The 12,135-nt window shown below is 73.6% G+C and carries 11 protein-coding genes; 1 reads left to right on the forward strand and 10 read right to left on the reverse strand.

What is annotated here, in order from left to right; translation table 11 throughout:
- Nucleotides 1-77: 77 nt before the first annotated feature.
- The 7 genes from HCN56_RS18230 to HCN56_RS18260 form a co-directional block, all read right to left on the reverse strand.
- Nucleotides 78-1,331, reverse strand: coding sequence for a beta-ketoacyl-[acyl-carrier-protein] synthase family protein (locus tag HCN56_RS18230; protein ID WP_167972488.1), 1,254 nt, complete (start codon nucleotides 1,329-1,331; stop codon nucleotides 78-80).
- Entirely contained in the window at nucleotides 1,331-1,570 is a 240-nt protein-coding gene (locus HCN56_RS18235; protein ID WP_167972490.1) for an acyl carrier protein, read from the reverse strand. Before HCN56_RS18235 ends, HCN56_RS18230 begins: the two co-directional genes overlap by 1 nt.
- A gap of 58 nt (nucleotides 1,571-1,628) precedes the next feature.
- A complete protein-coding gene (locus HCN56_RS18240; RefSeq protein WP_245246711.1) occupies nucleotides 1,629-2,174 on the reverse strand; it encodes a hypothetical protein in 546 nt (181 codons plus the stop codon).
- On the reverse strand, nucleotides 2,174-2,707 hold the full coding sequence (locus HCN56_RS18245; RefSeq protein WP_167972492.1) for a type II toxin-antitoxin system RatA family toxin: 534 nt from the start codon (nucleotides 2,705-2,707) through the stop codon (nucleotides 2,174-2,176). Before HCN56_RS18245 ends, HCN56_RS18240 begins: the two co-directional genes overlap by 1 nt.
- Nucleotides 2,700-4,028, reverse strand: coding sequence for an aspartate aminotransferase family protein (locus tag HCN56_RS18250; RefSeq protein ID WP_167972494.1), 1,329 nt, complete (start codon nucleotides 4,026-4,028; stop codon nucleotides 2,700-2,702). Before HCN56_RS18250 ends, HCN56_RS18245 begins: the two co-directional genes overlap by 8 nt.
- Before the next feature lie 12 nt (nucleotides 4,029-4,040).
- Nucleotides 4,041-5,180 carry an acyl-CoA dehydrogenase family protein gene (locus HCN56_RS18255; RefSeq protein ID WP_167972496.1) on the reverse strand — a complete coding sequence of 380 codons (1,140 nt, stop codon included), beginning with the start codon at nucleotides 5,178-5,180 and terminating at the stop codon, nucleotides 4,041-4,043.
- 163 nt (nucleotides 5,181-5,343) lie between these two features.
- Complete coding sequence (locus HCN56_RS18260; protein ID WP_376770890.1) at nucleotides 5,344-7,029, reverse strand: aldehyde dehydrogenase family protein; 1,686 nt, start codon at nucleotides 7,027-7,029, stop codon at nucleotides 5,344-5,346.
- A 373-nt stretch (nucleotides 7,030-7,402) separates the two neighbouring features.
- Here HCN56_RS18260 and HCN56_RS18265 point away from each other — a divergent pair, with 373 nt between their 5' ends.
- On the forward strand, nucleotides 7,403-8,410 hold the full coding sequence (locus HCN56_RS18265) for an MprF family protein (RefSeq protein WP_209312891.1): 1,008 nt from the start codon (nucleotides 7,403-7,405) through the stop codon (nucleotides 8,408-8,410).
- A 42-nt stretch (nucleotides 8,411-8,452) separates the two neighbouring features.
- Here the strand turns inward: HCN56_RS18265 and HCN56_RS18270 are convergent, their stop codons facing one another.
- The 3 genes from HCN56_RS18270 to HCN56_RS18280 form a co-directional block, all read right to left on the reverse strand.
- Entirely contained in the window at nucleotides 8,453-9,214 is a 762-nt protein-coding gene (locus tag HCN56_RS18270; protein ID WP_167972498.1) for an AfsR/SARP family transcriptional regulator, read from the reverse strand.
- 513 nt (nucleotides 9,215-9,727) lie between these two features.
- The gene (locus tag HCN56_RS18275) at nucleotides 9,728-10,522 is read right to left on the reverse strand and encodes a phytanoyl-CoA dioxygenase family protein (protein ID WP_312871292.1); all 795 of its coding nucleotides are present in this window, start codon (nucleotides 10,520-10,522) and stop codon (nucleotides 9,728-9,730) included.
- 47 nt (nucleotides 10,523-10,569) lie between these two features.
- A complete protein-coding gene (locus HCN56_RS18280; protein WP_167972500.1) occupies nucleotides 10,570-12,051 on the reverse strand; it encodes a phthiocerol/phthiodiolone dimycocerosyl transferase family protein in 1,482 nt (493 codons plus the stop codon).
- Nucleotides 12,052-12,135 lie beyond the last annotated feature (84 nt).

A 12,135-nucleotide genomic window follows, 5' to 3' on the forward strand; every position in this document is an offset into this window, starting at 1 on the left:
CGGCCGGGCCGTGGACTCCTTCGCCGCGCTGGCGGCGGCGGTGCCCGCGCCCGCGCCCGGGCGCTGCCGCGGCCCGCTCAGGCCCGGGTGAGGACCAGCACGGCATTCTGCCCCCCGAAGCCGAACGAGTTGCTGACCGCCACCTCGACCGCCGCCCGGCGGCCGGCCTTGTGGACCATGTCCACCTCCAGCTCCGGGTCCAGGCTCTCGAGGTTGGCCGTCGGCGGGATGTGGCCGCTCTCCACGGTCAGCGCCGTCACCACCGCCTCGATGGCGCCGGCCGCCGCCAGCGAGTGGCCCACCACCCCCTTGACCGAGGTGACGGCGGGGCCCTCGCCCAGCACCCGGCGGATCATCCGGGCCTCGGTGGCGTCGTTGAGCTGGGTGGCGGTGCCGTGCGCGTTGACGTGGTCGACCTCGTCGGCACCGACGCCGGCGTCGGTCAACGCGGCCCGGAGCGCGAGTTCGGCGCCGATCCCGTCCGGGTCGGGCGCCGTCGCGTGGTGGGCGTCGGCCGAGGCCCCGTAGCCGCTGACCATCGCCCGGACGCGCGCGCCGCGCGCCCGCGCGTGCTCCGGGCGTTCCAGCACCAGCACGCCCGCGCCCTCGGCCGGCACGAAGCCGCCGCGGTCCGCGTCGAAGGGCCGGGAGGTCTCGGCGAGGTCCTCGCGCCGGGCGGCCAGCGCCCCCATCTGGCTGAACCCGGTGACCAGCGACGGCACCAGCGGAGCCTCGGTGCCGCCGGTGACGACCACGTCGCACAGCCCCGAGCGCAGCAGCTCGCGCGCCACGCCCGTCGCGGTGGTCCCCGAGGCGCAGGCCGTCGCCGTCACGAAGCTGGGGCCGCGGGCGCCGAACATCATGGAGACGTAGCCGGCGCACATGTTGGGGGAGAGCATCGGCACCAGGAGAGGGGAGACCCGGCGCGGCCCCCGCTCCAGCAGCACGGTGTGCTGCTTCTCCCAGGTCGCGGCGCCGCCGATGCCGTTGCCGAGGACGACCCCGACGCGGGTGGCGTCCCAGGCGTCCCGGTCCAGCCCCGAGTCGGCGAGGGCCTCGTGCGCCGCCACCAGCACCAGCTGGCTGCTGCGGTCCAGCCGCCACAGCTGCTTGCGTTCGATGAGGGCCCCGGGGTCGAAGTCGGGTACCGAGCAGGCGAAGTCGACCGGCAGGCCCGCGAGCTCCGGGTGGTCCACCGCCGCGGTGCCGCGGGCGGCGTGCAGCGTCTCCCAGGTGCGGGCCACCCCGACCCCGGCGGCGGTGACGAGACCGACCCCGGTGACGGCGGCGTGGAACGGCTCCCTGCGAGCCGTTCCCGTGGCGCCGCTCATCAGACGGCCGTCAGCTTCCCGGAGATGACCCCGGCCGCGTGCGCGATGGTGGAGCCGAGGTCGACCTCGCTGTCGTCGAGTTCCACCCCGAACTCCTCCTGGGAGGCGACGGACAGCTCGACGAGGGCGAGCGAGTCCAGTTCGAGGCCGCCGAGTGTGCTGTCCGGCGTGATGTCCGCCGCGTCCAGGCCGAAGGAGCCGGCGAGCAGGTCGACGAGGCGCTGGTAGGTGTCGGACATGGTGTCCCCTTCCGGAAGAGGTGTCGTCGGTGCGCCGCGAGAGCGTGCGGGCGCGCCGTCAGGAGTTCTGGGCCCGGTGGGCGGCGGCTGTGCCGGTGTCGGTGTGGGTGCCGGTGCCGGATGTGCCGCTGTCGCCGGCCGGGGCGGCGGTGCGCCCGGCCGCCGGGGCCGCCAGATCGGCGGCGAGCCGGGTGTAGGCGGGGTGGGGGACCGGTTCGAAGCTCAGCGCGAACGGCTTGAGGAAGTTGCCGAAGAGCGCGCGGTCGCCGAAGAGGTGGATCGGGATGGCGAGCAGCGCCCACTCCGCGCCCCACAGCCAGATCCAGGCGAGGACCACCAGCCCCTGCGTCACCAGGCTGTGCATCGCGTTGTAGAGCACGTAGTAGGCCCGGTGGATCTCGCCGGTCGGGCTGCGGTGGTGGGCGATCGCACCGGGGATGTAGCCGATGAGGTCGATGTACACGAACAGCGCGAGGAAGGCGGCCCAGCGCACCTCGCCCAGGTTGGCCAGCAGCAGGACCGTGGCGACCGCCAGCCCCAGCGCGTACTCCAGCCGGATCAGCCGGTAGGTCGTCGGGGTCTCGAAGAGGTTCCGGGCGTCCATCAGAGCGCCCCCGGGGCACCTGCCGCGGCTGCCGCCCGCGCCTCGGCGACCGCCCGCGCGTCGGCGACCGCCCGGGCGACGGCCTCGTCGCCCACCACCTCGGCACCGCCCGCGAACAGCCCGATGACCACCCGGGCAATGGTCTCCTTGAAGACCCGCTGCGCGACCGGGTCCAGGATGCCGGCGAGGCTGGGGATGCCGAAGTCGAACTCGGCGGCGAAGACCACCAGGCAGTGGGGGCCGTCGGCCGCCATGCGCCAGGTGCCGCGGAACTCCGCGAAGTCGCCGTCCACCTGCTCGAAGGTGATGGTGAGGGTGTCCCGGTCGAAGAGGTCGCTCTCGCTCCAGCACAGCACGCCGTTGCGGAAGTAGACCTCCCAGTCGCTGATCTCCTCGGAGGGGGAGACCTGCCGGGTCTCGACCGAGCGGATCACGTCGGTCAGCTCCGGGTAGCGGCTGAACGCGCTGACCCGGTCGAACGCCTGCTCGGCGTCCTGCTCGGCGATCCTGAGGGTGACACTGACGCTACGCATGGTTGCTGCCGCCTTCTGCCGTCGTTCCGTAGCGGACGCTCTGCGCGCGGCACGCCCGGTCGACCGCCTCGTAGAAGAAGTCCAGGTCGCCGCGGGTGAGTACCGCGGGTGGGGTGAAGCGCAGGACGAGGTGCGAGTTGAGGGAGTGGTTGGCGATGACACCGTTCATGATCAGCTCGATCAGCAGGTCGCCGGCCGGGCCGGGTTCGGCGAACTCGATCCCCAGCAGCAGCCCCCGGCCCCGGACGTCGCGGACGGCGGTGCCGTAGTGCGAGCGGACGATCCGCTCCAGCTCCGGTAGCATCTCCGCGCCGAGCTGCCGGGAGCGCGTGACGAGGTCGTCCTCGTGGAGCGCGGCGAGGGCCCCGCGGACGGCGGCCATCGCCAGCGGTGCCCCGGCGAAGGTGGAGGTGTGGAGGTAGGGGTCCCGGTCGAACGCCCGGAACGCCTCGTGGGTGGCGACCACCGCCGAGACCGGGACGATCCCGCCGCTGAGCCCCTTGCCGACCAGCAGCACGTCGGGGGTGACGCCCTCGCGGTCCACGCCCCACCATGAGCCGAGCCGCCCGAGCCCGGTCTGGATCTCGTCCAGCACCAGGAACGCGCCGTGGCGGTGGCAGATCTCCTGCACCGACCGCAGGTAGCCGTCGGGCGGGATCACCACCCCCGCCTCGCCCTGGACGGGCTCCAGCACCACGCACGCCTCACCCGGGTGGGCCGCCACCACTGCCTCCAGGGCGGCGGGGTCGCCGAACGGAACGTGGGTGGTGTCCGGCAGCAGCGGCCGGAACGGCTCCTGGAAGACGCTGCGGCCGGTCAGGCTGAGCGCGCCCATCGTCTTGCCGTGGTACCCGTTCTCCGTCGCGACCAGCCGGCGGCGGCCGCGGGTGCGGGCCAGCTTCACCGCGGCCTCCACCGCCTCCGCCCCCGAGCCGGCGAAGTGCACCCGCTCCAGCCCGGCGGGGGCGACGGCGACCAGTGCGTCGGCCGCCAGCGCCATCTGGGGCTCCAGGAACAGCCGTGTCGCCACGGGGTGCGTCGCCAGCTGCTCGGCGACGTGCCGCACCACCGTGGGGTGCCGCGCGCCGGCGAGGAAGACGCCGTAGCCGCCGCAGTTCAGGAAGCGGCTGCCGTCGGCGGTGGTGACCCAGGCGCCCTGGGAGGCGACCTCGACGTGGCCGCCGAAGAGTTCGCCGAGCGTGGCCCGGCCCTTGCTGAGGTGGGCCCGGTACAGGGCCCCGAGTTCGTCCCGCCCGGGGACGGCTGCCCGCGCGGCCGGGGTGCGCAGCGGCGGCGGAGGTGCGGCTGGGGTCGATGTCATGGCTCTCCCTCGTCAGGTCAGGCGCAGCGGCCGGCCCGCGGCGTGGTCGAGATAGGGGTCGGTGAAACTCGCCCGCGACGGCGGGTGGAACGACAGGCCGTGCGCGGCGCCGGCGAGGTAGCCGACGTCGGAGGAGGACATGAACGCCGACCCGCCGAGGAGTTCCACGGCCCGGCCCAGCGCGTCCCGCAGCGCGTCCTGCACGCCGTAGCGGGCGACGAGGGTGCGCGCCAGGTCGGCGTTGCCGGTGTCGCCGTCCGCGATCATGCGGGCGGTGCCCTCCAGCAGCAGGGCGCCCGTCTCCAGGCGGGTCAGCACCCCGGCGCGGTCCGCGGCGCTGCCGCGCCCGCCGTCCACCACCCGCTCCACCAGGCCGCTGACGATGCCGAGGTAGCAGGCGGAGATCAGCAGCTCGAACCAGATGAGGCCGACGGTCTGCAGGTCGTCGAGCCGGCCGGCGACCGAGGGCTCGGTCCGCATCAGCAGCTTCTCGTCGACGAAGACGTCGGTCAGCCGCACCTCGTCGCTCTCGGCGCCTGCCAGCGTCCGGCTGCCCCAGAAGGGGTGGACGGAGATGCCCTCGGTCTCCCGGGGGACCAGCAGCACCGCCATGGACGGCTCCCCGCCGTCGGCCGCCGGCAGCGCCACGCTCGCGGTGAGCAGGTCCATCGAGTGCGCCAGGCTGCAGGGCTTCTTGGCGCCGTTGATGACGTAGCCGCCGTCGGCCTCGGTGGCCGTCATCGTCGGCGAGAGGATGCCCCGGCCGGGGCGGCCCTCGGCGAAGCCGGACGCGACCAGCAGCCGCTGCTCGGCGATGCCCTCCAGCAGGGCCCACTCCATACCGCTGCTCTGGATGCTGTCGGCGAGGGTGAACAGCGTCGCCACGGAGAAGTGGTGCATCGTGGTGGCGATGGCCAGCGAGGGGGCGCGCGACGCGAGGGCGCGCACCACGGCGAGCGCCTGCAGCGGGTCGGCGCCCTTGCCGCCGTAGGAGGCGGGGATCAGCAGGGCCGGGCCGCCGGCGGCCCGGAAGTCGTCGAAGGCCGCGCTGCGGGGCGCCTCCAGCTCCTCCAGCGGTACGTCGGCGAGCCGGCCGAGCAGACCGGGCAGCAGCGACTCGCACGTCTCACGTGCGGATTCCAGCGAACGCAAGGGGCCCCCTCGGGACTCTTCTGGAGCTCATCGGATCGGGCGGGTGCGGGTGGTGCGGTGCCGTGCGGCGGGTGCCGTGCCGCGGTGCCGTGCTGCGGTGCCGTGCTGCGGTGCCGTGCTGCGGTGCCGTGCTGCGGTGCCGTGCGAGCAGGACGCGGCCGGGTCAGTCGCCCGCGGCGGCGCGCATCGCCTGCCAGGCGCCGAAGACCGCCTCGGTGGGACGGACGCCGGTGGCGACGCTGACCCCCTGGACGTGGGAGGTGCGCAGGATCGGGTAGTTGGCCTCGCCGAAGGCGCCGCCGGTCAGCCCGGTGCCGCCGTGGGTGGGCAGGTAGGGCAGGAAGCCGATGTGGGAGTCGTTGACCTTCAGCAGCCCGCCCTGGGTGATCCGGCCGACGATCGCGTCGACCACTTCCGGGTCGCCCGCCCACGCGGAGTTCCGCAGCCCGTAGGCGTTGCTGTTGACGAAGTCGACGAACCGGTCGAGCTGCACGTCGTCGGGGGCCGGCTCCGCCGCGATCACCGGCAGCAGCGGGAAGAAGGTCTCCTCGCGCACCGCCTGCACCTCGCGCGCCTTCTCCAGCCCGCCGCGTATCAGCACCACGGTCGGTTCCAGGAAGATGCCGGCGGTGTCCCGGGTGCCGTCCTCCTGCACCGCGTGGCCGCCGCAGACGAGTTCGGCGCCCCGGTCCAGGGCGTCCTGGAGGCAGGAGAAGAACTTCTCGTTCCGCAGGACCGGCGTGAGCAGGACGCCCTCCTCCGAGGCGCGGCCCGGCCGAATCCGTGCCGCCCGTTCGGCGAGCAGCGCCAGCAGCCGGTCGCGGACGTCGGGGTGGACGACCACCTGGTTGGGGATCATGCAGAGCTGACCGGAGCCGTAGAAGCTCTCGGTGATGGCGTCCGCGGCCGCTTCGAGGTCGGCGTCCTTCCAGACCAGGACGACGTCGTTCCCGGCGAGCTCCAGGATCGGCTTCTTCCCGGCGGCGATGCAGCGCTCCTGGAAGCGGATGCCGTTCTCGCTGCTGCCGAAGTACATGATGTCGTCGACCAGCGGGCTGTCCAGCCAGGCGTTGAGCATGGGTGCCGGGTCGCCGCAGACCGCGTTGAGCGTGCCGGGCGGGGCTCCGAGTTCGGCCAGGACCGGCGCGACGACTTCCTGCAGTACGTACATCGCGCCCAGGGGCGCACTACGGGGCGCGCGGACCACAAGGGAGTTACCGGCCATGATGGCGGTCACCCCCAGCAGGGCGCTGGAGAGCGGCGCGTTCTGCGGCGGGTTGAGGCAGACCACGCCGTCGGGGCGCCGGCGGACCGAGATCCGCCGGTCCCCGTGGCGGAACTCCTGCAGCATCTGGGAACGGTAGAACCCCAGCGATTCCGGCCCGAACACCTCCAGGGCGCCCGACACCTGCCACCGCGCCAGTGCGAGGGGGTGACCCTCCCTGACCAGCACCTCGGTCAGCTGCTCGGACCGCTCGACGAGCCGGCGGCGGAGCAGTTCCCCGAACCGGTCGATGCGGACCTCCGCCGGGACCCGCGACCACGGCCCCGTCGCCGCGGCCGCCGCCTGAAGGGCGCGCTCCGTGGTGGCGCGGTCGGCCCGTGCCACCCGGCCGACGATGGTCGGCGGGAGATTCTTTGCCGAGACTTTTCCGCGTTCGAGTTTCCTTTTGAGGGACAGCGTCGCGAACGCGTTGTCGAGCAGCGCGTCGGAGTCGACGACATAGACCCACTCCTCACCGGGAACGGTCTCGCCGCCCACCAGCGAGAGATAAGTCGTGACACCGGAAGAAGACGCTTCGGTCGGTTCTTCCGTCGACGTCGGGGTCATTGCGACATCGCTGCTCACGCAGCCCTCCGCTCTCCGGCCCGCCGATGACGGGAATTCCGCACTCCAGGTGACGGGTCAGACCTTCACAGAGCCACCTGAGAATCCCCGGAGACGGGACTGAGAACGCGCTGAGACAGCCGTTTCAGCGGGATGGCAGCGCAGGTGAAGAGCATGGGACGGGGCCGCGGCCCCGCCCACCGACGCCTCGGAGCGTGTGCGGGACCCCGCGCCGGGCCCCCGCCGCCGGCCACGGCCCTCTGCTGCGTTGGCGAAAGAAGCCCGAACGCCACCCGGTCGGAGGGCGCCCTTCCGCCCTGCTGCCGACCGCATCCGACGCCGCGAGCCGATCCGGCGCGGGAGCTCGACCACGTTCTCGGACCACAGGAGTGAGATGACGAACCCCGGCGGCACCGTCTCCGACGACGAGGTGCTGGACGTGCTGGAGAAGCTGCGCAGCCACGGCGACAACCCCAGCGCGTTCCTCGCGCTCAACGCCGGCAACGCCTACTTCACCGCCCCTGTCTCCGAGGGCGTCATCGCCTACCGGGAGGCCGGGCGGTACCTGGTGCAGTTCGGCGGCGTCTGGGCGCCGCCGGCGGAACGGGAGTCGCTGCTGCGCGCCTTCCTCGCCCACGCGCGCGAGCGGCGGCGCAAGGTCGTGGCGGTCCAGTTGCTCGGGCCGGACGTCGAGCTCTACGCCCGGTGCGGCTACACCGTCAACCAGGTCGGTTCCTCCTACTCGGTCCACCTGCCGGAGTTCTCGCTGCGCGGCACGCGCTTCATGAAGCTGCGCAACAAGATCTCGCGCGCGCGGCGCAGCGGACTGGAGGTGACCGAGGTCGCGCCGGAGGAGGTCGGCACCCGCATCGAGGGCATCGACGCCGCGTGGCTCCGCGGCAAGGGCCGGCACGTCAAGGAGATCGAGTTCCTCGTCGGGGAACTGGGCGGGCCCGCGCAGCACGCCCGGCGGCTGCTGCTGGGCCGGCTCGACGGCGAGCCGATCGCGTACATCTCGTACTCGCCCGCCTACGGGTCGCGCCCCGGGTGGCTGCACGACCTGAGCCGGCGGGTCCCGCAGGCACCCCCGGGCGTCATGGAGGCCATCAACCTCACCGCGCTGGAGACGTTCCGCGAGGAGGGCGCGCAGTGGCTGCACTTCGGGTTCACGCCGTTCACGGGTCTCTCCCCGGAGCACGACCCGCCGGAGTCCAGCCGGGCCACCGCCCGCATCATGCGGCTGCTCGCCGAGCGCGGCGAGAAGATCTACCCCGCCGCGAGCCAACTGGCGTACAAGGAGAAGTGGGGCCCCCAGCTGGTCCATCCCGAGTACCTGGCGTTCCACGGGCGGGCCCGGCTGGGGGCCATCTGGCAGATCCTGCGGGTCACGAAGTCGGTGTGAGCGGTGTGAGCCGGTCCCCCCGGCCGGCCCGTGCCGCCGGCCTCAGATGAGGTGGGGGGCCTGGCGGAGGATGTCCTGCACCCGGTCGCGCAGCCCGTGGCCGGGTTGCAGACCGAGGTGCTGCGAGAGGTAGTCCCGGGTGCGGTGGTAGGTGTTCAGCGCGTCGGCCTGGCGTCCCGAGAGGTAGAGCGCGGTGATGAGCTGCTCGCAGAACCGCTCGTGCAGCGGGTACCGGGCGTGCAGCAGCTCCAGGTCGGGAATGACGGCCCGGGCCTGGTCGAGCCGCAGCCGGATGTCGAAGAGTCTCTCGTACGCCCCCAGTCTGACCTCCTCCAGCTGGGTGTAGGCGACCTGGCAGATCATGCCGTTGCCGGCGTCGACCAGCGCCGGCCCGCGCCAGAGCGCCAGGGCCTCGTTGAGCAGGTCGACGGCGGTGCGTGGATCGTGCGCGGCGGCGGCGTCGGAGCGCGCCACGAGGTGGAAGAGTCGGGAGACGTCCACGTCGTCGGGCGGGAGGTCCAGCACGTAGCCCGTGGGCGAGGTGCGGATGACGTCCCGCAGGTCCGACTTGCCGCCGTGGGCGACGAGAACCCGCCGCAGCCGGGCGATGTGGCCGTGCAGTGAATTTCCGGCACTGTTGGGTGGTGTTTCCCCCCACAATTCGTCAATCAATTCGCTTCGGGACACCGAGCGGCGTGCGGACAGCGCGAGAGCGGCGAGGACCGCCCGTAACTTCTCCCCTGGTATCCGCAGCTGGACCCCGTCATCGATGACCTCCATCGGCCCCAGAAGATTGATCTTCACTGGTGGTGGTTGCCTTCCTGCTGCGACCTTGCAGTGAGCACGAGACATTTCCGTCGCGGGCGGGCCCCACGTGCCGGCAACCGCTGTCGCTGTTGTCTGCCCCGGTGCCAACGGCTCCGCTCGCTTCCGGAATCAGATTGAGACCCCCTGTCGACAGTGATGTTCGCGCCCTACCGGCCGGTACGGCAACGGTGGCCGAAAGTTCGGGGTGGTCGGCCCCGAACCTTGGCCGATTCGCGAGAAACGGTGTCCGATAACGGATTCGGACAGTGCGGTGCCGGTGTGTGACGCCCCGCGGCCGGCGGAAGGGCCGCGCAGCGGGCGCAGCGGGCACGGCGGTTTCGGCGGTCCCCGGGCAGGTCGGCCGCGGGCGGGTGCCCACCGGCACGGGTGTGCCCCGCGGCGCGTCGGCGGGCGGCGCCGGCTGCGGTCCGCCGCACGGCGGAGGGGGCACTCGGCCACCGTCGGTGGGTGCCGCCGCCGTCGCCACCCGGCCCCGGCGCGCGGCCCGGCTCAGCCGGTGTGCACGGCGGCCCGGACCGGTGTGGTGTCCCGCTCGACCAGGAACGCCGGCCGCTTCGGGTGCGCCGGGGCGTTGGTGGCGGCGTTGTAGGTGAGGAAGAGCACCGCGCGCCGGTCCGCGGAGGTGTTGTTCGACGAGGCGTGCACGATCGAGGGGTGGAAGGCGGTCACCGCGCCGGCACCGCCGAGCACCTGCCGCGGCGGATGCTCCACGGCCAGGGCGCGCGCCACCTCCTCGGGGACGGTGTGCGTGAGGCGGGCCGAGACGTGGGAACGCCAGTCGTCGCCGCTCTCTGCCGCGCCGTCACCGACCAGTCCCAGCCGGTGCGACCCGCTGAGCACGGTCAGCGGGCCGTTGGCGGGGTGCACCTCGTCCAGGTTGACCGCGATGTTCACCGCCCGCGGCTCCGGCATCCCGTCCTCGTGGGCCCAGAACGCGAAGTCCTGGTGCCAGGGCCACTCCTGGCCCTCGCGCGGTCCCTTGATGTTGACCTTGAACTGGTACAGGTACACGGGCTCTCCCACCAGCTCCTCGGCCAGCCGGACCACGGCCGGGTGGCGCACCAGCGCGGCGCACACCTCGTCGTAGCGGTGGCAGCCGTGCAGCGCGCGCACGGTGTCGGAGCCCTCCTCGTACACCACCTCGGGACGCGCCGTCCGGGAGATCGCCTCGACCCGCGACCTGACCGAGGCCAGCAGCTCCGGCTCCAGCTCGAACGGTGCCGCGCACCAGCCCCGTTGCTCGTACGCCGACCGGGTCCCGGACCCGTCGTGCGGTGCGGTCACCGCCATCTCCTCCGTCCCGTCCAGCGGGTGCGGCCCGACGTGCCCGCTCACGCGCGCGCCGCCGCAGCCCCGTCGCCGCCCGCGCCCGCCGCCTCGCACCGCTCCATCACCAACCGGTGCCAGCGGTCGGCGACGGCGACGGCGGTCTCCGGGGAGATCGCCCGCCGCAGGTAGTTGAGGTTGAGGTTGGCCGTGTCGTGGGCGGTGACCACCACCGCGCCCAGGTAGCAGCTCGCGCCCAGGCTCGCCGCGAGCTGCACCTCCGAGAACCGCAGCGGCCCGTCCCGCTCGGGGAAGTCGACCCGCCCGAAGTTGGAGAGCGCCAGGTTCTGCGGGTTGGAGGCCTCCGCAGCCTCCAGCAGCTTCAGCACCCCCTTGTCGGCGCGCGGCACCACCCACCGCGAGATGTGGAGCATGCAGAAGTCCTCGCTCTGCTCCCGGCGTTCACGCATGTCCGTGGTGATGGAACGGGCCGTCTCCCAGAACTCCCGCTCCGGCCGGTGGTCCACGTTGGTGCGCAGCATCGAGACGAAGGCGCCGACCTCCTCGGGCGCCACGCGCGGCTCCAGCCGCGCGCGGAGGTCCACCGGTGAGCCCAGCGTGATGCGCATCGACCCGTCGGGGCCGGGCCGGTCCTCCGGGGCGAACAGGTCGTCCGCGTGTTCCGCCGCGGCCCGCACCAGGGCGGCGCCCAGCGCGCCGTGGACCGTCGTGCCCTGCCGGCGGCTCTCGGCGAGCAGCGCGTCGAGAGCCGCCGCGGGCACCGACCGGTGGACCAGACCGGAGCGGCGTTCGGCGAACGGCACCCGCTCGCCACCGACGATCCGCACCGGCGCCCGCTCCTTGATGCGCCGCTGCTCGCGCACCATGGACCGCGCCGTACGCAGCAGCTCGGCCGGCCGGTAGGTGCGGTGGGCGCGGGGGATCAGCTCCTCCACCGGCGGCAGCACCGTCCGCTCCGCCTCCCGCCCCCGTCCGTCCGCGGCGACGGCGGTGACGCACTCCCGCAGCAGCGACACCAGCGAACTGGCGTCCACCACGACGTGGGAGACCACCAGCAGCAGGTCGTGGGTGAGGCCGTCGGGGGTGCTGAGCAGGACCGCCCGGAAGGCCGGGCCGCGCGCCAGGTCCAGCGGCCGGCAGGACTCCCGCTCCTGCAGTTCCTCGACCCACTGCCCGTCGAGGTCGGTCAGCGGGCCGGTGCGCAGCTCGGCGGCCCGGCCGGGGACGGCGACGAAGACGGGCCGGCCCTTGGCGTCGGCCCGGACCGCGGCCCGCAGCAACGGGTGGCGCCGCTGCAACTCGGTGAGGGCGGCGGCGATGTCGTCCGCGGTGAGGTCGCCCCGGACGCGGACCCGGGCCAGGCCGTTGTACGGCGAGACCTGGTCGGCGAGCCAGTACCACCGCTCGGTCGGGCCGAGCGGGCGCAGCACGGTGTCGCCGGCGCCGACGGGCACGGGCACGGGCGCGGTCGTGCGGTCGCCGGTGGGCCCGCCGCTCGCGGCGGCGTCGGTCGGTGTCGCGGTCATGGTGTCTCTCCGTCCCGGCCTGCGGCCGGCAGCAGGGGCGGCACGGCCCACGGGGCCGGCCAGCGGGGTGTGGTGGTGGGGGAG

The organism is Streptomyces lonarensis, from assembly GCF_012033735.1.
GTDB lineage: Bacteria > Actinomycetota > Actinomycetes > Streptomycetales > Streptomycetaceae > Streptomyces > Streptomyces lonarensis.